General features: G+C 65.1%; 15 protein-coding genes. 9 read left to right on the top strand and 6 right to left on the bottom strand.

Annotation, left to right across the window (positions count from 1 at the left end):
- Window positions 1-17: 17 nt before the first annotated feature.
- Complete coding sequence (locus SINAC_RS36960; protein ID WP_015250646.1) at window positions 18-512, bottom strand: hypothetical protein; 495 nt, start codon at window positions 510-512, stop codon at window positions 18-20.
- A 306-nt stretch (window positions 513-818) separates the two neighbouring features.
- On the opposite strand from SINAC_RS36960, the gene SINAC_RS38375 reads away from it, so the two are divergent.
- Window positions 819-1,688: an NlpC/P60 family protein gene (locus SINAC_RS38375; RefSeq protein ID WP_020467124.1), complete on the top strand. Its 870-nt coding sequence runs from the start codon at window positions 819-821 to the stop codon at window positions 1,686-1,688.
- A gap of 467 nt (window positions 1,689-2,155) precedes the next feature.
- On the opposite strand, the gene SINAC_RS36950 is transcribed toward SINAC_RS38375, so the two are convergent.
- Window positions 2,156-2,797 carry a hypothetical protein gene (locus SINAC_RS36950; protein ID WP_015250644.1) on the bottom strand — a complete coding sequence of 214 codons (642 nt, stop codon included), beginning with the start codon at window positions 2,795-2,797 and terminating at the stop codon, window positions 2,156-2,158.
- Between the two features lie 365 nt (window positions 2,798-3,162).
- Between SINAC_RS36950 and SINAC_RS36945 the strand changes: the two genes are divergently transcribed.
- Window positions 3,163-4,266: an AI-2E family transporter gene (locus SINAC_RS36945; protein WP_015250643.1), complete on the top strand. Its 1,104-nt coding sequence runs from the start codon at window positions 3,163-3,165 to the stop codon at window positions 4,264-4,266.
- A 33-nt stretch (window positions 4,267-4,299) separates the two neighbouring features.
- Here the strand turns inward: SINAC_RS36945 and SINAC_RS36940 are convergent, their stop codons facing one another.
- Window positions 4,300-5,127, bottom strand: coding sequence for a sigma-70 family RNA polymerase sigma factor (locus SINAC_RS36940; protein WP_015250642.1), 828 nt, complete (start codon window positions 5,125-5,127; stop codon window positions 4,300-4,302).
- Between the two features lie 678 nt (window positions 5,128-5,805).
- Between SINAC_RS36940 and SINAC_RS36935 the strand changes: the two genes are divergently transcribed.
- Together SINAC_RS36935 and SINAC_RS36930 are read left to right on the top strand one after the other, a co-directional pair.
- On the top strand, window positions 5,806-10,365 hold the full coding sequence (locus tag SINAC_RS36935; protein ID WP_015250641.1) for a PAS domain S-box protein: 4,560 nt from the start codon (window positions 5,806-5,808) through the stop codon (window positions 10,363-10,365).
- A 68-nt stretch (window positions 10,366-10,433) separates the two neighbouring features.
- Window positions 10,434-11,663, top strand: a complete 1,230-nt coding sequence (locus SINAC_RS36930) for a sensor histidine kinase (RefSeq protein WP_015250640.1) — start codon at window positions 10,434-10,436, stop codon at window positions 11,661-11,663.
- 29 nt (window positions 11,664-11,692) lie between these two features.
- Here SINAC_RS36930 and SINAC_RS36925 read toward each other — a convergent pair whose 3' ends face one another.
- Complete coding sequence (locus SINAC_RS36925; RefSeq protein WP_015250639.1) at window positions 11,693-12,700, bottom strand: threonine ammonia-lyase; 1,008 nt, start codon at window positions 12,698-12,700, stop codon at window positions 11,693-11,695.
- A 108-nt stretch (window positions 12,701-12,808) separates the two neighbouring features.
- A complete protein-coding gene (locus tag SINAC_RS36920) occupies window positions 12,809-14,416 on the bottom strand; it encodes an MATE family efflux transporter (RefSeq protein WP_020467128.1) in 1,608 nt (535 codons plus the stop codon).
- A 264-nt stretch (window positions 14,417-14,680) separates the two neighbouring features.
- Between SINAC_RS36920 and guaB the strand changes: the two genes are divergently transcribed.
- From guaB to SINAC_RS36890, 5 genes are all read left to right on the top strand, one after another.
- Complete coding sequence (guaB, locus tag SINAC_RS36915) at window positions 14,681-16,189, top strand: IMP dehydrogenase (protein ID WP_015250637.1); 1,509 nt, start codon at window positions 14,681-14,683, stop codon at window positions 16,187-16,189.
- Between the two features lie 342 nt (window positions 16,190-16,531).
- Window positions 16,532-18,280 (top strand): hypothetical protein, encoded by a 1,749-nt coding sequence (locus tag SINAC_RS36905; protein ID WP_015250636.1) that lies wholly within the window; start codon window positions 16,532-16,534, stop codon window positions 18,278-18,280.
- A 137-nt stretch (window positions 18,281-18,417) separates the two neighbouring features.
- Window positions 18,418-23,106 (top strand): DUF4175 family protein, encoded by a 4,689-nt coding sequence (locus SINAC_RS36900; protein ID WP_015250635.1) that lies wholly within the window; start codon window positions 18,418-18,420, stop codon window positions 23,104-23,106.
- Window positions 23,103-24,179, top strand: coding sequence for a prenyltransferase/squalene oxidase repeat-containing protein (locus tag SINAC_RS36895; protein WP_015250634.1), 1,077 nt, complete (start codon window positions 23,103-23,105; stop codon window positions 24,177-24,179). The genes SINAC_RS36900 and SINAC_RS36895 overlap by 4 nt, the downstream gene beginning before the upstream one ends.
- A gap of 190 nt (window positions 24,180-24,369) precedes the next feature.
- Window positions 24,370-24,855: a hypothetical protein gene (locus tag SINAC_RS36890; RefSeq protein WP_015250633.1), complete on the top strand. Its 486-nt coding sequence runs from the start codon at window positions 24,370-24,372 to the stop codon at window positions 24,853-24,855.
- Window positions 24,856-24,904: 49 nt separating this feature from the next.
- On the opposite strand, the gene SINAC_RS36885 is transcribed toward SINAC_RS36890, so the two are convergent.
- Window positions 24,905-26,263 (bottom strand): right-handed parallel beta-helix repeat-containing protein, encoded by a 1,359-nt coding sequence (locus tag SINAC_RS36885; RefSeq protein ID WP_015250632.1) that lies wholly within the window; start codon window positions 26,261-26,263, stop codon window positions 24,905-24,907.
- Window positions 26,264-26,305: the final 42 nt, after the last annotated feature.

Below are 26,305 nucleotides of genomic sequence, written 5' to 3'. Positions count from 1 at the left end.
TGAAGCGTGTTTTCTCGTTATTCGGGCTTGCCGTTGTCGAGCCGGGAGCCATAGAGGCGGATCGCGAGTTCCAACCCTTTCGCGAGGTCGGCGACCTTGGCCAATTGGGGCGCGAGGTCGTCTCCGGCGTTGGGGCAGAACAGGTCGATGTGCCACCGGAGCGTTTCGCCGAGTTGGGCTCGTTCGCCGTGTTCGGGGGGGAGCGCGAACGGACGGAGTTGAAGGGATTCTCCCCCTCGGGCTCGGTCTCGGACGAACCAGGCGATGAACTCGAGCGACCGCCACGCGGCCACGGAAGGCTCGAGTTGGAACTCGAACTGGATGAGCGCCTCGTTTGCCAAGCCTCCGTTGGTGCGCCGGAGAGCCCCGTGGGGGAGATGCGCCCGCTCCGGTGTCCGGAGGTCGTCGCCCGTGACCCCTTGGAGATCGTCGATGCCGCTACAGACACTGTGAACGCCTGGCAATTGGGCGACGGCCTGGTGCATCCGCTCAATTTCCGGGGGGTAGTCCATCCGTTTGCCTTCCTCTTTATGTCTGTGCGGCCGCTCGAGTCCTTGGTTCCGCCAGCCTGTGCGGAGCCGACTGGGGTTATATCAGATCGGCCCCAACGTCGCGCCTCCTTGTCTTCCCCCCCGCGGCGCGGCCGAGTCAAGCGAGTGACTGTCGATTCCGGTTGCGAACGGGAAGCAATCTCGTTTCTGTAGAGGCCAAGAATGGTTTTGCCGCGCTGCTGGGGATGCGGTGAGCTAAGCTTTCGAGATTGCCGCGATGGAGCGGGCGCACTGGGCGCGGAAGTTCGGAAGGTGGAGAGTGGGAACATGTCTCGAAGAACCCTTTTCGCGACGTCGATCTGCGCGTGCTTTTGGCTTGCCCTTCCGCAGGTTGGCATGGGGCAGTCGGTTGTTGCAGAGGCCCCGGAGCGGATCTACCGCTCTCCCTACCGCGTTGAGTTTTCAGTGCCGCTGGTCGAGCTGATTGGCGATTTGGAGCGGACGGAACGGGGCGATCACCGCGTTGAAGCCGAGGTCCCGTTCCATCAATGGTATTCGCCGCGAACGCTCGAACGCTGGCGTGCCTGGGGCCCTCCCGCTCGCCAATACCCTGGAGTGGCCGGTCTGGACCATTGGTCGGTTGAGCGGAAGCGCGAGCGAGTCATTGCCGTGGCCATGCGCTTTCATGGCTACAGTTACCAGCACCATCACATTCCCGACTGGAACCCGCCGTCGCACTGGCCTTGGAAATCGACCTGCGCCGGGAGTAACGGCAAAGGGGTCGATTGCAGTAACCTGACCGGTTTCGTCTACAACCTCGGGTTCGGGCTGCGGTTGAACACCGACGTGGACCGCCAGGCCGAGGAGCGAGCCGCCAAGGGCCCTGGAGAGGAGCGGGCGACCCGGCTCCGTGCCGTCGAATTGCCGTCGTCGTACGAGGAACGGATCAGGACGCTTCGCACCGGCGACCTGGTTTTTATCCGGAACCGGAGCGGCAGGATCAGCCACGTCGTCATCTGGGTCGGTCCGATCGGCCGCTCGCCGGACGGTGTGCCGCTGGTGCTTGACAGCCACGGTGAGGATGTCCGCGATTCCAAGGGCCAGCTCATCCCTTGTGGCGTCCACCTCCGTCCGTTCCGGGAGAATTCCTGGTACAACCAGAGCGCCAACCATGCCTTGCGGATCTTTCAGGATTGAGGATTTCGGGATTGTCGCATTCCGCCAGAAATGGAGCGTGAGCGAGTTGATGGATTGAATGAATTGGGAGGTCCCGCCGCGGTTTGATGGCATCCGACCAAGGTTGTCACCATCACGGAAGGACCTTCCATGTTCAACTGATCGCCTCGCGTTTGGATCCTCAACGCCGCGGCCGTCTTTTCCGGCCAGCACGGGGCCGTCGCTCACCAAGCCGAACAGGCCGGGTGCAGCCGCGAAACGGTCTATGAACATGCCCGCAAGGTCGAGCAACGACTCGCCGGGGACTCCGCGACCGAGGGCATCGTCGAACTTCGTGAGGAGAATCAACGGCTCCGCGAGCAGATCGCCGAGTGGAAACGCGAGGGCTTAAGCCCGGGTCCTTCTCGACAAGGCCAGGATCTCGAAGCACAACCCCTCTCCAAAACCTCCTCTCTTTTGTCCCTCCTCCTGGGATGCCCTGTCTGTGATTAAATTGAATATTTGAAACTGATTTTGTGTTGAAAACAAGAGCACGCATAGCACCTGCTGTCGCAGGGGGCGTCTCGTTTTGGGGGAAAAACTTGGCCCGTGGATTCGCGTGGCTGGCGGCGACGGGGGGCGGCGGCAGGGCGAGGCGGGAGGAGCTTGGGGCGGGGGTGTCGGGCATCAAGGATCGGTCCGGCCTGATTCGCGAGGTCGTTCCAGAGGCCGGCGAGCTCATCACGGGCCGTTTCGGGGCGAGCGTGGGCGCGAGCGACTCGTGCGCCGATGGTATCGCGAAGCTCCTTCATTTGCGGCAGGTCGAGGAGGTTGGCGGCGGTCAGCGTGACGAGGGCCTCATGGGTTTCGTCCACGACCTCGCGCCAGGCCTGGGGCTCGACCCCGGGGGGGACGACTTTGGCCAGGGGATCAATCGCGGGAGCGACCTGAGTTGCGCCAAACGCAGCGCGATCGCGATAGCCGGCCCGCCAAACGCGGAAGACAACCTGGAGGGTCCCCCACAAGACGATCAGGATCAGGACCGCCACGATCACGAACCGACGTCCTGAGTGCGTCGGTGCCTCCTCGGGACTCACGGCGAACTCGTCGATTCTGAACCGGGGAGCCGCCTGGTCGTCACGCTCTGTCACGAACGATGCCTCTCCCGAGATTTCAGGCGGTGTTCCCGCCGAGTCTGTGACTGTCTTTCCTCCCACTCAGTGTATTTCTTCGTAGGGCAGGGGGGAAGACGTGGAATCGGTCGACCTGCGTGTCCTTGCTTTGGGCATATGCTGGAGACGAATTTTTGGGCGAGGTCAGACTTGCTTGAAGGAAGAACAGAGGAGAGGCACTCCCACCCTATACGACGATGTCCCGGCGCGAAATGTGCGGGAGGGGGAAGCAGGGTCTGCTCACGCCGATGCTGTTGCCGGTCAAGTCGTGACGCGTGATTCCCAACGGTCGTCCTGCAATTGCCTCAGGCGGCATCCCCCTCACCGGACTCGAGGACGATGTGATGAGTGAAGACGCGAGTGAATTCCCCGATGATCTCGAGGCCAGCCCTTCCCCGCTCGGGTCGACCAAGACCGCCGAGGTCATCAGGCTGCTTGCCCTTGTCGCCTGGACCGCCGGCTTGTTCGCCTTGTGCGTCTGGCTCTCCGTCCCGCTCTTGCCCGCGATCACCTGGGGGGTGGCCCTGGCGATCCTCGCCTGGCCGATGCATCGCCGGATTCGCCGCCATGTCGCCCGGCCGGGGCTTGCGGCGGCTCTGAGCGCGGCGGTGGTGGTGGTCTTGCTTCTGGGGCCGGGGCTGTTCGTGACCTACCACCTCGCCCGCGAAGCCACCTCGGCGGCTCAACGGGTTCGCGGGGATGAGGCGGCGGCCCAGATCCGGGCGAAGGCGGCCTCGATCCCTGGCGGGAAAGCGGTGGTGAAGTGGTTCGACCGGGCGGGCATCGACGCCGAGAAGGAGGTCAGCCAGATCATCCGGTCGTCCACCCAGGGGGCCTCTGACTTCGTGCAAGGGTCGGCGTCGGCGGCCCTCCAGTTCCTGGTTGCGGTGTTCATCCTCTACCACCTGTTCCACGACCGCGCGGAATTTCTGAGCGGCCTGCGCGGCATGCTGCCGTTATCGGAGGAGGAGAGTAACTTCCTCTTGAAACGTGCGGCCGACTCGGTCCACGCAAACCTCTACGCCACGGTGCTGACCAGCCTTATCGATACGGCTGGTTTCGGATTGGCGTTCTGGATGGTCGGGCTCCCTGCCCCGTTTCTTTGGGCGGTGGTCGTGTTCGTCCTGAGCCTGCTGCCGGTGGTGGGGTCAGGCCTGGTCTGGGTCCCTGCCGCGGTGTACCTGGCCCTGTCGGGTCATTGGGTCGGGTTTGCCGCTCTGGTCGGATGGGGTCTGTTCACCTCGATCGCCATCGACAACCTCCTGTACGCGCGGCTGGCCGGGGGGCGGATGCGGATGCACGAAGTGCCGGCCCTGATCGCCTTTCTGGGCGGCCTGGCGGTGTTTGGGGTGTCAGGGGTGGTCCTCGGCCCGGCCGCCTTTGCTGTCACCTCGGCGCTGATGGAGGTCTGGAAGCGACGCCTGAGCGGCACAACAACGGTCTCGTAATCGTACTCGAGAGTCGCCGAGGCGTTCCGGAGATCAGGGAGATTCGATCAACTGCTGCATGGCCTGCTTTTCCAGCTGCCGGATCCGCTCGCGGGTCAAACCGAGGGTGTCGCCGATCTCGCGGAGCGTCATCGGCGGGTGGGAATCGAGCCCATAGCGCATGCGGATCACCGTGGCTTTGCGCTCCTCGAGCTGCTCGAGCCGTTCGAAAAGCCGGGTGTACTCATCGTTCTCCTGGAGCTGGTCGACGATGTTCTGGGTCCGGTTGTCGACCAGGTGAGCGCACGAGAGATTTTCGTCCCCGTCCGAACTTTCCGCATAACGCATCAGCATGTTGACCCGGATCGCCTGGTTGACGATTTCCACCTTTTTCCGTGAAAGCCGAAGCGCCTTGCCGACCTCTTCGGGCGTGGGATCGCGCCCCAGCACTTCGCTCAATTGGACGAACGCCCGCCGCCACTTGCTCAACTGTTTGACCAGATACGCGGGCAATCGGACCGGCTTGCCCTGATTGATGACGGCGCGTTGCATTGACTGCTTGATCCAGTAGCTTGCGTAGGTACTGACGCGAACCTTCATGTCCTTGTTGAACCCTTCGACCGCGCGCATCAGGCCGAGATTTCCCTCCGCGATCAGGTCCTCAATCGCGAGGCCTTTCCCAAGGTATCCTCGAGCCAGGTTGACGACCAATCGGAGATTGGCCCGAATCAGGTGGTCGCGTGCGAGGAGATCTCCTGTCTCAATGCGCTCGGCCAGTTCGCGTTCCTCGTCGGCGGAAAGCAGTGGCGTCTCGTTGATCTCTTTGAAATAGACCTGAAGATCCGAGGCGTTCCGGCTGTTCGCTTGCGTGTTCGTTCTCATCGGTGCCGCGTCTGATTGATGAGGTGTCGGTCCAGCAGAGCAAATGGAAGATCGTGCTGGGCCGGATGGAGAGCCTTGTCGAAAGCGTTCTCTTGCTGAGAGGGCTGTGGCTGAAGTGATCGCCGAAATTGAGGCTGATCGGGCAACCTCATCCCTAGAATGATTCTATGGCTGACTCGTTTCGCTGTCGCTCGGGAGTCTCCTAGAAATGGAATCAGGATTTCCCTGAGTTTGGGAGGAGGCGCGTGCCGCAGTCTCTATCCCTCTTACCTCTTTTCTTGGATCTTTTCCAGCCCCCACCTGCACTCAAGGATTTGGTGGGGTGGGTCCCGTGACGAAGTGTCAAGCCAGGCGGGTTCCTTGAGCCGTTCTTTTGCCGATCGCTCCGAAGATTTTACCGCCAAGCGAACCTGCGTGCTCGAGAATCGTAAATGTTTTATGGCTCTTCACCATTGCGGCGCGAGACGGAGTAGTATGAGAGGATGGGAAGCGGGAGCTTGTTCGCAGGTCACACATGCGTGAGCCCATCACGAGGGGCAATCGGGCTTGTGGTGAGGTCTTTCCGCACTGGTGAGGCTTCAGGGCCAGGGCTGCCGGTTCCCTACCGTCCTCAGCAGGCAGGACGTCTTGGTATTCCCGAAGGGGGCTGATTCTTCATGCCTCTTCAGAGGCTAGGCTATGAGTATGTCTGTTCGTTTGCGCAGTCTGAATGACTCTTGGTTTTATGCACGCGCGGCCGGCGCCGTCGTGATCGTGATGAGCGGCCTGGTGTTGGTGGGGCGGACGTTCGATTTCGGGGTGTTGAAGAGCGTCATCCCCGGGGCGATTGCCATGAATCCCGGAGGGGCGGCCTTGGCCTTCCTGCTCGCCGGGGCGGCGCTGTATACGCGGGCGTCGGAGGGGGTGTCGTCCCGCCGTCGGCGCGCCTTGGGGATCGCATGCGCGGTGGGCGTGGTGCTGATAGGCCTGTCGCGGTTGGGAGGCTACCTCACGGGTTGGGACGGGGGGGCTGACCCACTGTTATTTCACGCGAAGCTGGATTTGGAGGCATTGCCGTTCGGCCATTCCAACGGGATGACGCCCAATACGGCCGCGGCGTTCGTACTCGTCGGGCTGGCGTTGGCGACGCTCGATGCGACGCTCCTTCGCCGCAGGATTTGGCCTGCCCAATATCTCGCTTTGGCAGCGGGCCTGATCGCGCTGATGGCCCTGATTGGCTATGCCTTTCGCGCCACTGCACTGTTCGGTGTGAGAGCGATCATTCCGATGGGGCTGAACACCGCGATCGGATTCGTGATCCTCTGCTTTGGCATTCTCTGTTCGCGTCCTGACCGCGGGCTGATGGCCGTGATTCGCAGCCCAGGCGCCGGCGGCGGCATGGCGCGGCGGATGCTGCCGACGGCGTTCCTGATCCCGGTGGCCGTCGGGTGGGTGCGGTGGCTTGGCCAGCGGGCGGGCGTGGTCGACCCGGTCATGGGGCTGTCGCTGTTCGTTCTGGCCGACATCCTGGTCTTCACGGCCTTGGTCTGGTGGACCGCGGCATCGCTTGACCTCATGGACCGCGAGCGGAGGCGGGCGGAGCGGCGCCTGGGAGTGCAGCACACGGCGACCCGCGTCCTGGCGGAATCGCCACGGCTCGAAGACGCGGTGCCGGGGATCCTCCAGGCGATCTGCGAAAGCCTGGACTGGTCGGTAGGCGTCATGTGGTGGGTGGACGCGGAGGAGAACGTTCTGCGTTGCAGCAACCTGTGGCATTCGCCGTCGGTCCAGGTGGATGAGTTCGCAGCCCTGAGCCGGCGGATTGCGTTCGCTCCCGGAGTCGGGCTTCCCGGCCGGGTCTGGGCGACCGGACAGACCGCCTGGATCCCGGATGTCGTCGAGGACGCCAATTTCCCGAGGGCGGCGGTGGCCGTCCGCGAGGGGCTTCATGGCGCCTTCGGGTTCCCGGTCGTCGTCGGCAACGACATCCTTGGCGTCGTGGAGGTCTTCAGCGGCGAGATTCAGAATCCCGACAGGGAACTGCTCCAGATGCTGGTTGCCATCGGCAGTCAGATCGGCCAGTTCATGAAACGGAAGCAGGCGGAGGAGGTGGTCCACCATGAACGATTCTTGCTCCACTCGCTCATGGATAACGTCCCTGACTCGATCTACTTCAAGGATGTCGGCGGGCGCTTCATCAGCATCAATCAGGCGATGGCCAACCAGTTCGGCCTGAGCGACCCTGCCGAGGCGGTGGGCAAGACGGATTTCGACTTCTTCGACGAGGAGCATGCTCGTCAGGCCTGGGAAGACGAACAGGCCATCATGCAGGCCGGGCAGCCTGTCGTCGGCAAGGAAGAAAGAGAGACATGGGGAAGCAGCGGACGCCACGCCTGGGCTTCCACGACCAAGATGCCGTTTCGGGACAAGGACGGGCGGATCATCGGCACGTTCGGCATCTCGCGCGACATCACCGCGTGGAAGCAGGCCGAGGAGGCGCTCCGCCAGGGAGAGGAGCGGTTCCGGTCTCTGGTCGAAGCGACCGTCGCCATCGTTTGGAACACTCCGGAGTCCGGCGAGTTCGAGACCGAGCAGCCCGGCTGGAGCGCGTTCACCGGCCAGACGTTCGACGAACTCAAAGGGTGGGGCTGGCTCAATGCCGTCCACCCCGACGACCGGGCGACCACCACCCAGGTTTGGACGGCAGCGATCGCTTCCCGCCGTCTCTACCAGGTCGAGCATCGGCTACGGCGATATGACGGAAAATACCGGCATATGCTGGTGCGGGCTGTTCCCGTCCTGGCCAAGGATGGGGGGATTCGGGAGTGGATCGGAGTTCACACCGACGTTGATCCCGAGAAAAAGGCTGAGGCTGCATTGCGGGAGGCGGAGGAACGGGTCCGCCTGCTCCTTGAATCTTCGGGCGAGGGAATCTATGGAATCAATACGCAAGGCCAGTGCACTGTGATCAACCGGGCGGCGGCAGCGATGCTTGGCTACCCCGTCGCAGAAGTGCTTGGCCAGAAACTCCATCCCTTGATTCACCACTCCCACCCCGACGGTTCACCCTATTCCGAAGCGGACTGTCGGATCTACCGATCGTTTCGAGTCGGTGAGTCGAGCCGGGTGGACGACGAGGTGTTGTGGCGGCGAGACGGGACGGCGTTCCCGGTCGAATACTCCTCGTACCCCTTGCGCGGGGGGGACGGGCAGATCAAAGGGGCCGTCGTCAGCTTCACGGACATCACCGAACGGAAAAAGGTGGAGCGCGAGTTAGTGCGGGCCACGGAGGCTGCTCAGGCCGCCACCCAGGCGAAGAGCGAATTCCTGGCGAATATGAGCCATGAGATTCGGACGCCTCTGAATGGGATCATCGGCATGACCGAGCTTGCGCTGGATACGGAACTCACTCCCGACCAGCAGGAGTACCTCGGGATGGTGAAGTTGTCGGCCGACCACCTGCTCACGGTGATCAACGACATCCTCGACTTCTCCAAGATCGAGGCCGGTAAGCTCGACCTCGATATCATCGACTTCCACCTTCGCGACGCCCTTGACGACACCATGGCGACGCTCGCGATGCGTGCCCACAAGAAAGGGCTGGAGTTAGCCGACCATGTTGCGGCCGACGTACCGGACGTCTTGGTGGGCGATCCGCACCGCCTCTGCCAGGTTGTCGTCAACCTGATCGGTAACGCCATCAAATTCACGGAACGGGGAGAGGCGGTGCTCCGGGTCGAAGTGCAGTCACGGAGCGAGCAGGGGGTGAGCCTCCACTTTGCGGTCAGCGACACGGGCATTGGGATTCCCCCCGAGCAGCAGCAGAAACTCTTCAAGGCCTTCTCCCAGGCCGACACGTCCACCACCCGCAAGTACGGTGGCACGGGGTTGGGCTTGGCGATCTCGGCCCGGCTGGTCCAATTGATGGGCGGGGAAATTTGGCTGGAGAGTCAGGCGGGCCAGGGGAGCATCTTCCACTTCACGCTCCCCTTCGGCCTGGTGTGTGGCCCGGTGGCGCGGGCGAGACCGGTGGAACCCGAACAGGTGCATGGCCTGCCCGTCCTGATCGTCGACGACAACGCCACGAACCGGCGGATCCTTGAGGAAATGCTCACTAACTGGGGCATGAAGCCGACCACAGTCGCGGGGGGCCGGGAAGCGATCGCCACCTTGGCAGAGGCGCGGGGGGCCGGTCGGCCGTTCGCCCTGGTGCTCCTCGATGCCATGATGCCCGGGATGGACGGCTTTACCCTCGCCGAGCAGATCAAGCAGGACTCGGCGCTGACGGGATCGACCCTCATGATGCTGTCGTCGGCCAACCGACGCGAGGATGCGGCCCGCTGCCAGGAGTTGGGGGTGGCCACCTATCTGATGAAACCAATCCGGGAATCGTCGCTTTTGGATGCGATTATGACCACCCTCGGCGCTTCCATGAGCGACGAGCCGTACGGCGCCCAGCCGGCGGCCCCCGCTATGCCTAATGGAAGCCGGCGGACGTGGAAGCGGATGCTCCGGCTCTTGCTGGCCGAGGACAATGCGATCAACCAGCGGTTGGCGATGGCGCTGCTGAAGAAACAGGGGCATCAGGTCGTGGTCGTGAACAACGGTCGCGAGGCGCTCGCCGCGATGAACGGCTCACGGTTCGACGCGGTGCTGATGGACGTGCAAATGCCGGAGATGGACGGGTTCGAGGCAACTGCCGCGATCCGGTCACGCGAGGCGGGGACGGGTGTCCATACAACGATCATCGCCATGACCGCCCACGCTCTGAAGGGAGACCGGGATCGCTGTCTGGATGCAGGTATGGATGCTTATGTTTCCAAGCCCCTCCGGCTGGAGGATCTGTTGGGGGTCTTGGAAGGGCTGACGCCGGTCTCCCGCGAGACCGGAGGCTCGCCGGCCGGGTCCGGAGTCGGGACATTTGACATGGCCGCGGCTCTGGAACGCGTGGACGGGGATGCCTCGCTCTTGAAGGAATTGGCGGGGCTCTTTCTCGACGAAGCTCCGCAGCGGATGGCGGAGATCCGGCAGGCGATCACCCAGCGGGATGCCACGACGCTTCAGCGTGAGGCGCACACGCTCAAAGGGTCGGTGGGCAACTTCGGGGCCCGCGACGCCTTCGAGGCGGCGCGGCGGCTGGAGAACATCGGGCTTGAGCAGCACTGGGGTCAGGTGGAGGAGACCTGGTCCGTGCTGGAGGAAGCCATTGGCCGTCTCAACGCGGCCTTCACCGGACTCTGCCAGGAGGGGGTGTCGTAGCGGCGGGGCAGGGGTGGGCCGCGGCGCCCACCCTGATTCCGTCTGCTTGCTGCGGAAAGTGGTGGTTTATGAAAATCTTAATTGCGGATGACGACTCGGTCTCGAGACGCCTGCTGCAGAGCTATCTGGAGAAGTGGGGATACGAAGTTGCGTTGGCCCGTGACGGGGCCGAGGCCTGGCGCCTCTTCGAAGGGGGGCTCTTCCCCATGGTCATCACCGATTGGATGATGCCCGAGCTGGACGGGCCGGGACTGCTCCGCCGGATCCGCTCGTCCCAGCGGCCCGGCTATATTTATACCATCCTCCTGACCGCGAAAACCCAGAAACAGGATCTGGTCGAGGGGATGGAGGCCGGCGCGGACGACTTCCTGACCAAGCCGTTTGACCGGGAAGAACTCCGGGTTCGGTTACGCGCCGGGGAGCGGATCATCCACCTGGAGCAGAATCTGCGAGAGACGAAGGTGGCGCTGATCGAGACGGAGAAGCTCGCGAGCCTGGGCCGCTTGGCGGCCGGGGTCGCCCACGAGATCAATAACCCGCTCTCGATCGTCGTCAACAACCTGGCCGTGCTCCGCCGGGATGTGAGGGACGCCATGCGCGTCCTGGACAAGTACCGGGAAGGAGACGCCAGCCTCGCCCGGGCCGATCCGGAACTCGCCGCTGAGGTGGTCCGCATGGAGGAGGAGATCGACCTCCCCTACCTTCGCAAGTACCTCCCCCACCTGTTCGACAGCTCGGAGGATGGACTGCGGCGGGTGCGCGCCATCGTGCAGAATCTGCGCGATTTCGCCAGGCTGGACGAGGCGGAATTCAAAGACGTGGACTTCAACGCCGCCCTCCGATGCACCTTGGAGGCGCTCCGTCACGAGTTCGACAAGAAGGCGGTCCGCGTGGAGACCTGCTTTCATGATCTCCCACCGGTGGCCTGCCACGCCGGCAAGATCAATCAGGCCTTTCTGAACATCTTGCTCAACGCGGTTCAGGCCTCCGAACGCGAGGGACTCGTCGAGGTTCGCACCCGGCCCGATGGCGAGGACGCCATTCTCGTGGAGGTCGAAGACCACGGTGGTGGGATCCGTCCCGAGCACCTGCCGCACCTCTTCGAACCCTTTTTTACGACGAAGCCGGTCGGCACAGGCACAGGGCTGGGACTCCCGGTGAGTTACGGGGTCGTGCGTGACCAAGGGGGGACGATCGAGGTCGAGAGCGCCGTCGGCCGAGGCAGCCTCTTTCGAATCCGGCTTCCCCTTCACCCTCGAGAACCTGACGCCGCCGGAGTGCCGGTCTCGGCACCATGAGGTGAATTCGCTCGCCAGGAAAGGAGGAATCAGGTTGCGGCGATCCAGGTCCGGAACGTGTCTTCGTCGACGTTCCGGCCACTGACGACGGCGACGAGATCGCCGTCGCCGGTGAGATCGACCTGGTTGCCCAGCAGGGCCGCGAGGGTGATCGCTCCGGAAGGTTCGGTGCGGAGGCCATGCCGCTCATAGACCCAACGCATGGCTTGTTGCGTGGCATTGTCAGGGATCGCCACCGCCTGGTTGACGAGGCGACTCAAGATCGGCCAGTTGTGTTCGCCGACATCGTACGAGAGGAGTCCGTCGCAGATACTGGTCGGCCGCTCGATCCGTTGTCGCGAGCCGGCGGCGAGCGATTGGCGGAAGTCATCGGCTCCGGCGGGTTCGACACCGATGATCCGGGCGTGTGGGAACCCGTCAGCGATCGCGATCGCCTGGCCGGCCATCAGGCCCCCGCCGCTGATCGGGCAGAAGAAATGGGAGACGCTTCGTCCCTCTCGCTGGAGGTCGCGGACGATCTCCAACGCACCCACGCCGTTGCCGGCGATCACGTGGGGATCGTCATAGGGCGAGGCCTGGATGGCTCCTTCTCCTTCGGCGATCTCCCGGGTCAACCGGTCCCGTTCACCGGTCAGGTGATCGCGGGCGATGTCGTAGGTGCGAACCTCCGCGCCGAAGGACCGGGTGAGCTGGAACTTCACCTGCGGCGCGCTTTCCGGCATGACGACGATCACGCGCTTGGCGAACCGCATCCCCGCGAACGCAATTCCCGAGGCAAAGTTTCCCGACGAATGAGCCGCGACGGGTCGATCGCCGATTCGTTCGAGGTTGTTGGCGAGCCAGTTCAACGCCCCTAGAAGCTTGAAGGAACCGGACGGAGTCGAGCCGAAGTCCTTGAGCCAAACCCGCCGATTCGGCGCCAGGCCGAGCGCGCGCTCCAAGGCATACGAACGGATCAAGGGGGCGGGTGAGACATGCTCACGGAGGACGTGCTCAGCGGCTCGAACCTCATCGATATCGACGATTCGGACGGTCATGACAACAGGCTCCCGAAGGGCACGCGCCGGTTGGGCCGGCGCGGCGTGGCGGGTCGATCGTTTCGTCAGGTGGCTCTGACCAGATCCAAAAGGGCGGGTTGATTGAGATCAGGCCGGGGCTTGGTTGCGCAGTTTCCGGAGGATGATGTCGAGGTCCTCGCGTCCCTTCGGAACGACCAGGTAGCCGGCGAGGTAGGCCAGGCAGCCGATCGTCAGGTGGATCAGAAGGGGGGGGGACTGGGCCAGGGGCGTTCCCCCCTGAAGGACGATTGGAAACCAGAAGCGGGCGATCGAGGTCACCGCCACCAGTGAAACCGCCCCGGCCAGGGGCGGGGCCAGGGTCCGGGTCAGGTAGGTCATCCAGTGAATGTTCAGTACCCGGAAGATGTAGATGCCGGGGATCAGGAAGTTCGAGAAGAGGGTCGTCAGCACGGTCCCCCAGATCACTCCGGAAACCCCGTGCTTGAGTGTCAAGTAATAGCTGATCGGCAGGTTGAATAGCGACCCGGCCAGCGCGGCCACCGCGATCACTCCGATCTTGTTCATGCCGACCGCCATCTGGGCGTGGACGGAGAGCACGAGCGGGACCGTCGCGATCAGGAAGAGACGCATCAGCGGGGCCTCTCGAGCGCCGTTATAGCCGAGACTGCCTCCGACCCAGAGCGTCAGGAATGGGCCGGCGTAGACCCAGGCCAGGAGAGCGACCGGCAGCAGAATGCCGATGTGAAGTCGGGGACCGTCGTATTTGACCCGGTCCAGACCGCGCTCGTCACGTGCGGCCGCTAAGCTAGCGACCGCCGGCATCACGAGCGAAGCCAGCATCCAGCCGACCTGGCGAATCTGCCCGAACGGCTTACTGACGATACTATAGACCGCGAGGCTCTGCTCTGGCTCATGGATGGCCAGGCCCAGCATCGTGGTGTCGATCTTGTCGGCCAGCACCACACTCAGTTGGATCATGAACATGTAGAAACTGATGTGCAAGAGCGATTTATAGTCGTCGAGCCGGGCACCACGGAAGTGGGGGACGTGCTCCAACTCGCGGACCATGACCCAGATCGCGGGGCCCATGGCGAGGCCGATCGACACCAGCGTTTGCGCGACGACAACCCAGAAGAAGTCGATCCCGGCGTTCAGACCGGCCCAGAGGATCGCGAATCGGAGGATGACGATCGCGACCTCGTAGCGGGGGATGAAGTCGTAGCGCCGCGCGGCTTGGAGCACGCTCGAGACGACCATCGAAAGGCCATAGCAGGGCGCTGTTAGGGCCTGGAGCCAGAGCAGTTTGATGACCAGGCGATACGAGTCCCCTTGGAATTGCTGGGACACATAGGGCCAGTACGCCAGGCTCAGCAGTACGGAGGCCTGAATCACCGCCATGACTGCGTAGAAGGTCATGCCGCAGGCGATGGCGCGGTCGACCCCTTCGCGATCCCCCTTCGTCCACCGCTCCGAGATCTGCCGCTGGAGCGCCGAGCTGATCCCGAACTCCAACAGGAACTGGAGGAATCCGAAACCCCAGGCGAAATTGTAGGCCCCCCACTGTTTGGGGCCGATGGCCTGGAGCGTGAGCCGCGTGCTCCAGAGGATGAAGATCGCCTGGAGCGGTGTCCGCAGCGCGAGCCAGAAGGTCCCGCTCAGCAGCCGGCCCAGGACGGGGGGGAGCACTCGCGAGTTTGGGGGGACGGTGGCAGAGGTTGTGGTCACGCGATCCATCCTGGTTGCAGCGCCTGTTCGATCCCTGATCCGCGGTTCATCATAGCCAACCCCCCAACGTTGCCAAAGGCCAAATGGTCGCCACACACCTTCAAGGAGGGGGAGCCCGGCAACAGAGGCCGTCTGTACAGATCATTTCACCGGTTGACCTTGCCAGAGATCGTCGCGGCGGTTGTAATGGGTAAGGAAAGGCACCCTGAACCCGTCCGACGCCGCAACCGGTCGGGCCAGACACTCTTCTACCGGGCTCGGAGGCTTTTCCCGATGCAAGACCGCATCGCCTATCAAGGCATCACCTTCGACGACGTTTTGCTTGAACCTGGCTACTCTGAGCTGCTCCCTCGACAAGTCGATACCAAGACCCAGTTGACCGCCAAGATCGCGCTGAATATCCCCATCCTGTCGGCCCCGATGGACTCGGTGACCGAAGCCGAGCTGGCGATTGCGCTGGCCCAGGAGGGGGGGCTCGGTGTTATTCATAAGAACATGTCGATTGAAGAGCAGACCCGCGAGGTCGACAAGGTGAAGCGGTCGGAGAATGGGATCATCGTCGATCCGATCACGCTTCCCCCCAGCGCCACGGTGGGCCAGGCTCGCGAGATCATGCAAGGGCACAACATCTCCGGTGTGCCGATCACCGTCAACGGCCAGCTCAGGGGCATCCTCACCCGCCGCGACCTCCGATTCCTCGAGTCGAACGAGCTGCGGATCGAGGAGGTGATGACCAAGGAGAACCTCGTCACCGCCCCCGCCGATACCAGCCTCGAAGAGGCGGATCGGATTTTGACGAAAAATAAGGTGGAGAAACTTCTGCTGGTTGACGATGAATACCGGCTGAAGGGAATGATCACGATCAAGGATATCGATAAACTGCATCGCTACCCTCATGCTTGCAAGGACCAGCGGGGCCGGCTCTGTGTGGGCGCCGCGGTGGGGGTGAATGACTTCGAGCGAATCAGCTCGTTGCTTGAGGCGGATGTCGATGTTCTGATCGTCGATTCGGCGCACGGTCACAGTCTGAATGTGATCGAGACGGTGCGGCGGATCAAACGAGACTTCACGATCGAGGTGATTGCCGGAAACGTGGCGACCGCAGAGGGAACGCGAGACCTGATCGAAGCGGGGGCCGACGCCGTCAAGGTGGGGATCGGGCCTGGTTCGATCTGCACCACGCGGGTCGTCTCGGGAGTTGGCGTTCCCCAGATCACGGCCGTTTACCAGGCGGCCAAGGCTGCAGCCGGACGCGTGCCGATCATCGCCGACGGCGGGATCCGCTACTCCGGTGATATCACCAAGGCTCTGGCTGCCGGAGCGCATAGTGTCATGATTGGCGGGCTCTTCGCGGGATTGGCCGAAAGCCCTGGCGACACCATCATCTACCGCGGTCGGAGCTTCAAGACCTATCGCGGTATGGGATCGATCGGTGCCATGGCCAAAGGCTCCCACGAACGATACCGCCAAGAAGCTACCTCGCGGTCGTCCGACGGTAAGAGCGGCGCGTCCCAGAAGCTCGTCCCCGAAGGGGTCGAGGGGCGTGTGCCTTACAAGGGGCCACTGGCCGACTACGTCTTTCAGCTCATCGGCGGCCTGCGGGCGGGCATGGGATATTGCGGGACTCGAACGATCGAGGAACTGCGGACCAAGTCCCGCTTCATTCAGGTCACCGGCGCCTCGGTCTTGGAGGGGCACCCCCATGACATTGTCATCACCCAAGAAGCGCCCAATTACTCCAGCTTCAGCAACGAGAACGAGTCGGGTCGCGGGTCGGTCTGATTGATCGGATCCGCAGTCGACATTCAACCAACGCTCAGTTCAGCTCATCTCGCACCTTTTGGATTCGGCTACCTGTTCTCATCTCTCAAACGCGTCGGGTAGGAGTAGCCTGCCCGACGCAGACTCTGGTGAACGGAGTTCACCCGGCCGGTTTTTTCCATTCGCCGTCCCGATCGAGGAAGGTTGGGCTTCTGGCTGTCTGATTGAGGAGCACCGCTCTTCGGCTCAGTGCAGTGACAGTGGATCCGGATCTCTTGTTCGATCGCGGACGGTATGGCAGCGTCTCGGGCTGTCGGCTCTTGGGAGCCGAGCGGCCCGTCTCAGCCAGCAAGGAGGCGTGGCTTGCGTCGCTCAACCTCGGCTTTGACGGCGGCGGTCCTTGGGACCGCCTTGTCGGCCACAACGCTCATGGCTCAGCAGACTCCGCCTGACAGCGGATCGGGGACGTCCACCGCCTCCATACCTGGCATGACGACGTCGCGCGGGGCACGTTACCTGCTCCGCAACGGGTGGGATTACCTGAAGTATCAGGAATATGAACGCGCCTTGAACTTCTTCCGCGAGGCGGAACAGCGCAAGGCGGAGCTCAACCCCTCTGAGCGTCAGGCGCTCACCCAGGGCATTGATAACGCCCGCCGCGGAATGCGCGAGGCGGGCGACGGCTCCGCCAGCCCTTCCTACGCCGGCCGTGGGCCAATCCGTCGCCCGGGCGCGTTCGCCCTGGCCAAGTCGACCGCATCGGCCTCCGGAACACCGGAACCGGAACCGATCCAACTGACCAGCGGCACCCGACCTGTCGTGAAGCCGGCCTCGGCCGTGTCCGAGGCAAGCCTGCCGTCGCTCCCGCAAGGGACGGCGACTTCAGGTGCGTTGCCAACGTCGCCGCCACTTGACTCGGCGATGACCCTGGCCCAGGGAGCCCCCGCACCCCTCGCCGATCCTGGCCCGGCCGCCGCCGCACCTGCGGTTCCGCCCAGCCCAGGCACGGCCCCGGTGACGGATCTGCCTCCCTTGGATTTGAACGCGGTGCCGTTGCCCCCGCTGTCCAACGATGCCGCCGAAACGCCGCCTGCGTCGACCCCGACCCCGGCGCCGGAAGTTCCTTCGATGCCGGCACCGCTGGCGTCGGAGCCTCCAGCCCCGCTCGCGGAGCCCACGGCTGCGGCTCCTGTTCCTGTCTCGACCCCGGTCCCGGTTCCGGCCCCTGTTGCCGAGCCGACGCCCCCGGCCGAGCTTCCCGGGACGGCTCCCGCTCTGCCTGAATCGCTGCCCGAGCCCCCGGCCCCCCGGGTCGCAGCGCTTCCGGACGCGTCCGAGCCTCCGTCGTCGCTGCCCGTTCCCGCCGCGAGTGAGGAACCGCCGCCGCCGTTGCCCGCGGAGAGCATGGGGCGAGGTGCAGATCAGGTCCAGCCTCGCAGCGTGCCGTCCGATAGTTTCCTTCCCGAACGCTCTGCCAATGTTCCTTCGACCCTGAGCCCGGAATTGCAGCGGGAAGTCGAACGGATTGCGCAAAAGCAGGAGGACGAACTCCGGGCTCAACCGTCCCCCGATCGGATCATCCCCGGCAGCACGCCGAACATCGGCGATGCGCGAGGGCTGGGCACGTCTCCGGGACTCCCCTCACCCCGACTCGAAATCTCTCGCGCTCCCAGCCCGACCGAGGCCCGGCCGATCCGTGCGATCCCGGTCCCCGACGAGTTCGTTCCCCTGGCCAAGCGAGACTGGGGTCCCCAGCGGAAGTACTGGTCGTCGGCCGCCGTCTGTCACATGCCGCTCTACTTCCAGGATGCCGCCCTCGAGCGCTACGGACAGACCGTCGAGCAGGCTGTCGGCCCTGCCGGGCGATTCCTCTCCTACCCGGTTGACGATCCCAAGCAGTCGATCCAGCGGAATCAGATCTTCCAGCCGATCGCCTCGATGGGGATTTTTGCCGCTCAGATCGCTCTGCTGCCTTACAACCTCATCATGGATCCGCCGTGGGAGGCTGAGTACGACCTGGGCTACTATCGCCCCGGCGATCGAATTCCGCCCGACACCTACTACCTTCCTCTGACCGGCGTCGGCCCCCCCTTGCACGGCAAGCGGTATTGATTGCGGGGTCTCCCCAGAGCCAAGACGACGAAACTCGAAACACCCCCGGAGCACATCCGGGGGTGTTTCGCTGCGCGGTCGCACGCGGTGTACGGTTGCCCGCGGCGCGGCCTGACCGTACCCTGGATCGAGCAATCATGCCCTGTTGGCGCGTTGCCGTCCCGTCCCACGCAATGGCCCAGATCCCAAAGGGGCTCCCCGCGATGGCTCAGGTCACGACCCCTGCACGAACCGCATCCCCTCCCTTGCCCAGCGCGATCCGTCGCCTCCTTGGCCAAATCGACCGCCGGCTCCGTGCCGGGTCGGTGCTCCGGGGGCTCGGGACGACCGCCCTGGTTGCGGCCCTCGGCGCGGTTCTTGGGATGGCGGCCGATTTCGTCTGGGTCTTACCGCTAACGGTCCGCTGGGGGATCTGGATCGTCTGGCTGGCAGCGGTCGGCTGGAGCCTGGTTTCGCGGGTCATCGGCCCTCTGGTGCGTAGGGCCGATCCTCTGGAACTGGCCGCGCTCGCCGAGCGGGCGGAGCCGAGTCTTGGCGAGCGGTTGACTGCGGTCGTTGGCTTGCTTGGCCGTTCCGGTCGCCCGAACGGATCCAACGAGATGATCGCCGCCCTGGCAAACGCCGCTTCGGCCTATGCCGGGTTGATGGATCCGTCTCGCCTGGTCTCGCTCCGTGGCTCGGCGTATCGGCTATGCCTGGGGGGACTGGTGCTGGCCTTGGTCGTTGTGCCTGGCCTGATCCGGCCCGACCCGTTTGCCGCCCTGGCCCGGCGTTTCGTTGCCCCATGGGCCGACCTCGATCGGGTCGGCCGGTATGTCCTGACCGTCGCTCCCGGTGATGGGACGGCCGCGCTGGGGGCCGACTTGCCGGTCACGGCCCAGGTCCGGCCCCGCTACGGCCAACAACCTGCTCCCGCCAGCGCCTGGCTCGAGTGGACCGAGGAGGGGCGGGGAGGCACGCGCCGGGTTGCGATGCCGGAGACGGAGTCGCTTGGACCTCGTTCGCCCTCGGGGGCTCGTGCATTCTCCGTGACGCTGCCGAGGCTGGCCGGTTCGTTGCAGTACCGGATCATCAGCGGATCGGCCGTCAGCCGATCGTTCCGGATCAAGGCGATCGAGCCGCCGTCGGTCGTCGCGGTCGAGGCCCGGGTCGAGCCTCCCGCCTACACCGGCTTGCCGCCGACTCTCGCACGCGACTCCGGGCGGATCGAGGCCTGGGAGGGGAGCCGGATCACGTTAGGGGTCTCGGTGAGCCGGCCGGTCGTCGCGGTCGAGGTGGGATGGCCGAAGCGGTTGAAGCCGGTCGCGGCGGTGTTGGGACCCGACCGGAAGCGGGCTTCGGCGACTCTGGTCGCCGAGGAGTCCGGCCCTTACACGCTCTCGCTCCGGGACGAGCAGGGCTTGCCAGGCTCTCTCGAACCGTTGCGCAGGCTGGTCGTTCGGCCCGACGCTCCTCCGGTGGTCGCCGTCCAAGGACCGGCTGCGATGACCGAATCAGGGCCGGAGGATACGTTGCGCGTGGCCGTCTCGGCCCGTGACGATGTTGGCGTGGCCTCGGTTGAGCTTCATTATGCGATCCAACGCGGAGGGAGCGAGGCGAGCGTTGCGGCCGAAGGGGGCGAGAAGGGGCATGTCGACGCGGCCGTGAAGGGCTTGGGAACGCGGTCGGCTCGGGGTGAGGCGTTTCTGAGCTTCGGGCCGCTTGGTCTGAGGCCGGGAGACACCCTGTCGTATCGCGTTCGCGTGGCCGACAACCGCCCTGCGCCGCGCGGGCCGAATGTGGTCTGGTCGCCGGCCGGGACCTTGACGATCGTCGCGAGCGCCGAGTCGTTGCAGGCGCGGCAGGCCCGGGCTGAGCGCAAGGCCTTTCAGGCGAAGCTCGATGCGTTGAAGGCGTCGAACGCCGAGAACCGCAAGGAGACCGAGCAGCTCCGTTACGCCGCCGATGCCGTTCAGCGCGGCAATGGCCAGTGGGATCGCGATCGTCAGCAGGCTCTCACCCGGCGCGAGGCCGAGGCCAGGGGAGTGAGCGACCGGCTCCAACTCCTGGCCCGCGAGCTTGCCGCCGACCCTCGGTTCGGTCCGCTCGCCCGGCCGACGCGGCAGATCGCCGAGGTCGAGGCCGAGGCGAGTCGTGCCATGCTCGAACAGGCCAGGGGGCAGGCCGACCCCGCGCGCCGCCTGAACGACCTTCGCCAGGCCGACTCCCGGCTCGCCGCCGTGGCAAGCCGGCTCGACGACCTCCAGCGCCGGTTCGACGCCCAGGCTCGCGGTGAGGCCGAACTGCAGCAACTCCGCGCCCTGGCCAGTCGCGAAGCGGCCCTCGCCGATCAGGCGGCCGACAAGGCCGCCGATCGCAGCCAGCTCGACCGGCTCCAGGCCGAACAGGCCGCCGTCCAGAAGGAGCTCGACGCGCTCCTCAAGAACTCGCCCACCCTCCGCGCCGATGTCCTCGCGGCGCAGGCCGATGAAGCCGAGTCGCTCGCCCGCCGCGCCCGTGACCTCGCCGCTCGCCAGCGTGAGGAAGCACGCCGCTCCACCGATCTCTCGGCCCAAGGTAAACAACTCAAGGAGCTGGCCGAAGCGCAACGCGCCCTCGAAGACGATGCCCGCCGCCTGGCGCTCGAGGTCGATCCACCGCTTGCTGAGAGCGGTCGAGGACGCTTGAACACGGATCCGGTCCACCAGGCCGCCGAGCCGATCGAACGCGGCGACCTCGATCAGGCCCGCCAGCGCCTCGAAAACGCCGAGAGCGAGCTCCGCCGGCTCGTCCGCGACCTCGAAGACATCCCCGAGGACTCGCGGGCCCTGGCCTATCGCCTGGCCCGCCGTCAGGATGTCCTCGGAATGCAAGTTGGCGAAGCGATTCGAGAGAACAAGCCGGCCCAAAGCGAGCCGACTGCCGAGGAGAAGAACGCCCTCGCGAAGAGCCTCGCCCCCTTGCTGGAGCGGCAGGCGGAGATTGCTCGCCTGGCCGAGACGATTCAAAAGCCCAAGGACGCCGCTGCCGACTCCGAGGCCGCGAAACGATTCCCGGCGGACGCGGCCCGCGCGGCGGTTCAGAGCACGGCCCGGGCCGTCGAGGCACTCAAGACGGCCAAGCCGCGTGAGATCGACGAGCGTCAGAACGAGGCGAGACGCGATCTCAGACGTCTGGCCGACCAATTGCCCGACGCCTGGCGCCGTCAGGAGCCGGGCCGCCGCCAGCTCGACGAGGCCCGCCGCCGGAGCGAGGAGGTGGCCCGCGACCTCGAACGCCACCTCCGCGAGACGGCCCCCCATCCCGGCCGCCCCCACGACCCCAACCGGGCCGCCGAAGACCTGGCCAACCGCCTGGCCGCGCTCGCCCCAATCCAGGCCAAGGTCGCCGACGCCTTGGCCAAGGGAACGCTCGAATCCGAACCGCGTCTCGAACCCCAGCGCGAGCGCGCGGCCCGGAGCGCACGGGCCCTGGCCGACGCCCTCAAGGAGATCGCCGCCAAGAAGGATTCGTCCTCCTCCCCCTTGGCGGCGCGGCAGGCCTTGCGAGACGCTTTGCCCGCAGCTCAGCTCGAGGCCCGCGCGACCCTCGACCGGCTCCAGCAAAAGATGGAGGGGCGCGTCCCCGCCGATGACCTGGCCGCCGAGCTGGTCGCCGACCAGCGCGCCCTCCAGGAGTGGGCGCCAAAGCCGGTCGACCGCGCCGCCGAGGCCGCCGACCAGCGGCGGATCGCGACGGCCCTCCGGGCCTTGCCTGCCCCCGACGCTCCCGTCGAACAGGCCGAGGCCGTCCGCCAGGCCGAGCAGGCCGCCCGTGCCCTCGCCGACCCCGATCCGAACCACGCTCCGCGCGAGGCTGTCAGCAAGGCCGTCGAGGCTGCCCGCGCCCTTGCCGACCGGCTCAGCGGCTGGCCGGCCTTGAAGCCGGATGTTCCGGCGGCCCCGGCCGATCGGGAACTCGAGATCGGCGCCAAGCAGGTTGAGGCTGCGGCTCAGCTCGCCCGCCGTGAGCGCTTGCTCCGCGAGCGTCTGCAAACGATCCTGGGCGAGCGGGCCGAGCCGCAGCAGGCATTGAGCCAGGAGGCGGCCGCCCTCGGCCGCGATCTGACCGGGCTCGGTGAGCGAGCCCGTCCGCTTAGCCCTCGGGCCCACGGCCCTGCGCATGAGGCCGCCCAACTCCTCGGCGAGCAGGCTCCGCGTGCCATGGACCAAGGGGCCGATCAACTCGCCAAGGGCCAGTCCGCCGCCGCCCGCGACTCCCAGCGCCGGGCCGCCGAGATCGCCGAGCGCGGCGCCCAGCAGGCCGAAGACCTCGCAGCCTCGCTCCGGGCCGATCGCCCGGCCGACTCTCAGCCGACCCCTGGCCGGCCCGCCTCGCACGGCCCTCTCGACGCGGCCCGCGAGGCAATGCGTCAGGCGGCCCGTCAGCTCGAGCAGGCCCGCGACCCCGCCCAGGGGCGGCAAGCCGCTCAGGACGCTCAGCAGTCCTTGAACCAGGCCGCCCAGGATCTGAATGCCGCCGCCAAGCACGCCGCCGCGATCCAAGGCCAAGGAGAAGAACCGGGCCCTGCCGAGTCCGCGCTTGCCGATCAGGGCGAGCCGGGCCCTGGCGATCCTCAAGGCCGGAACCGCGATCCCAAAGGGGCCGTCGCTGCGCCGGGGACCCTCGACCTGAGCGAGCTCAAGACTTTGATCCAGAGCAAGACCGGCCGCGCCTGGGGCGAACTCCCCGGCCACCTCCGCACCGAGATCCTGCAAATGTCGCAGCGCCGCTATCGCGACGACTACGCCCGGCTCATCCAGCTCTACTTCCAGGAGATCGCCACCGGCGATTCGCCCCGGCCATGATCTGGTTCCCCACCGCCACTCCCGTGGCCTTACTCCTCACCGCCCTCACGCTGGCCCATCCGATCGCGCTCCTCGCGCAGGATGTGCCCGGCGGAGCCACGACCCCTCGGCCCGCCTCACCCGAGGCCGATGCGGCGGTCCATCGCGCCCTGGACTATTTGAAGTCCGCGCAGAAGTCCGACGGCTCGTGGGAGTCGGGCGGGTTCGGCCGGGCCACCTCGGTTACCTCGCTCGCGGTGATGGCCTTCCTCTCCGCCGGCCACGTCCCAGGGGAGCCGGGCCCGTATCGCGAGTCCGTCGAGAAGGGGATCCTCTACGTCCTCGACCACCAGCGTTCCAACGGCCTGCTCGTCTCGAACACGAGCCACGGCCCGATGTACTGTCATGGCATCAGCACATTAATGCTTGCCGAAGTCGTCGGCATGACCGCCGAAGCCCCCTTGGCCGACCGGGCCCGCGAGGCATTAGGACGTGCGGTCAAGCTGATTCTGCTCGCCCAGAACCTGGCCAAGAACCCGGAGAACAGCGGCGGCTGGCGCTATCAGCCGACCAGCCGGGATAGCGATCTCAGCGTCAGCGGCTGGCAGGTGATGGCGCTTCGCGCGGCCAAGTCGGCCGGCTGCGCGGTCCCTTCGGAGAACATCGATCGAGCAATCGACTATCTCAAACGCTGCGCCAGCCAGGAAGGGGGTTTTGGCTACCAGCCTGGCGGCGGCCCGAACAACCCAAGGACCGGCACGGGCATCCTCGCCCTGGAAATTTGCGGTGAGCACCAAACCCGCGAAGCCGTCGCTGGTGCCGAGTACCTGCTCAAACACCCCCCCCGCTGGGCCGGCTCTTACTTCTTCTACGAAGTCTATTACTGCTCGCAAGCGATGTTTCAGATGGGCGACAAGTACTTCCTCGCCTATTACCCAAAGCTCGTCGCGATCCTCCTGGAGCACCAAGACCGTGACGGCAGTTGGCTCTCCGCCGACGGCAACGACCGCTCCGGGGGCCGGAACTACTGCACCGCGATGGCGGTTCTCGCTCTGGCGGTTGAGTATCGGTATTTGCCGATCTACCAGAGATAGGTTGATTTTTGGATTGAAGCTGCCGAATCCTGCCCGAGAACGCCACCGCAGTGTTGTACTGATCGTACCGTTTTCTTAAGTTCTCGGATCGCGGCAACCTCGGCCGTCTTTCGAGGAAGCCTCGTTGTCCTGGTTTCTTGGAACTGCGTGGAATAAGTAAATTTTCATGTTTTTGTGTTATGGAGGAGCGATGAAGAGCAAAGGTAAAGGCCGGCAGGAGGAATTCGAACGTAAATTCCGAGGGCTCATCGAACGATTCAGGCCCGCTCTTGTACAAGAACTGCGCACGCTGGTTGCCACGCAGCCTCCGCCCGAGGTCAAGATTCTCTCGTTCGTGATCTTCTCTTACTGGGATCAGTTCCCCGTCCGTGTTTTCGCGATGGACGACCAATCGCCCGACGAGGTCTATTTTGAACCTCCGTTCTCTGCTGGCGTCCTCGAAGGTGCCGGTGAGTTAATCCCGAGGGGAGCGATTGACCAGAATGCGTATGAGGACGCTGGTGTCTTCACCCTGGAGACAGGCGCTCGCGTGCTCGCCGAGTGGGTCGGTGAATGCTGGCATGAGGCGGGCGGGGACGAGTTCGCGCTGCCGGCATACATCGGGCATCATGATCGCTCCGCGCAATATGACCTCAGATTGAAGGCGTGGGTCGACGAGAGTGATATCTGGGAGTGAGCCTGCGCAAGCTCCGCTTCCGTTATTCGGAACCAACGGCTTGGGCGAGTCACTTCGGAACGCGGGGCTTCGGCTCCTCGGGGCGGCGGTCGTCGATGGCGGTGTTTGCCTCGATCCGGTTCGTCTCGATCTGGGTCGGGCCGACCCGATCCTCGACCAGGATGCCGATGGTCTGCCGCTGTTGCGCACCCACGCGTGTGTCCCGGAGCACGTTGTCCTCGAAGATCAGGCCGGACGGCTCACCACGGACGCGGATGCCGGCGGTGCCAGGCTCCCGACCGTTGTCTTCGATGATGTTCGCTTTCAGGTGGTTCCGGTGGGGCGACATCCCCGCAGCCTCGTCGCGGAAGAAGACGCCGTTGGAGCCGTTGCGGATGACGTGGTTGCCGCGCAGGAGGTTGTCGGAGTCCTTGTGACCGATCGAGATGCCGAACCGACCGTTCGCCTCCAGGCGGTTGTTCTCGAAGACCCCGTGACGCACGCGCCAGCAGAGGAACAGGCCGTCCGTGCCGTTGCGCCGGGCCATATTGTCCCGCAGGACGGGGCGTTGCGAGCCGCTGCCGGGGTGGAATCCGAGGTCGGTGTTGTCTTCGCTGATGCAATCCGAAACGGTCACGTCGTTCGACTGCTGGAAGCTGATTCCATCGCCGTGATAGTTCCGCACGACGCAGCCTCGAATCACCGTGCCAAAGCCGCGGTTGAGGTAGATCCCCGCTCCTCGGCAGCCATTGAGCAGAGGATTGGTGTCCTTGGATCCCTCGATGATAAGGTCCTCAACGCGTGCCCCCTCAAGATTCAAGCCGCTGACTACGGGGAAGACGGTGGCCGCCTTCGCGTGGTTGGCAACCATGCAGTCAGCCATCAAAGGCGTGTCGATCGAGAAGGTATTTCCGTGGCGGCCCGTGACTCGGGCCACCGTCGTGTGGAAGCCTCCCGCGTTGTCGTCCCAGATCGCGACGCCAGTCCCCACGGCGAAGCCCGAAGGGACCTCGACCGTGACCTGCTGTTCGCCGAAATCGCCGTCCAGAGCCAACGGAGAGACGACCGCATCGGCCTTGCGCAGGATCGTCTTGCCCTTCCGCCCGCGGACGGTGACATGGGAACGTAGGTGGAGCGAGTCGCGCATCAAGTATTCGCCTTCGCCGATCTCGACGACTCCGCCACCCAGTCCCGCGACATAGTCGACGGCCCCCTGGAGTGCCCGGTTGTCGGCTCCGATCAGGTCGGTGCCGGCCCGGCCCACCGTGATCGTGGGCCGCTCGCTCATCTCCGAATGCATGGCGGTCGGCAGTTGCCGCTCGTCCGGTTTCGGGGCGAAGTCGTCGGCGAGAGCGACCGTCCCGACGCCGAGAACGATGGCGACCTGACGGAACTGTCGCCAGTGCATGAGTCCTGGAATCAGGGACATGGGGACCTCCAGGGGCGAGTTCGCCCAGCGCGGGGCGTTCCC

Source organism: Singulisphaera acidiphila DSM 18658 (assembly GCF_000242455.2).
Lineage (GTDB): Bacteria > Planctomycetota > Planctomycetia > Isosphaerales > Isosphaeraceae > Singulisphaera > Singulisphaera acidiphila.
Note: the sequence above shows the minus strand (reverse complement) of the source record. Positions and strands in the feature narration are given on the sequence as shown.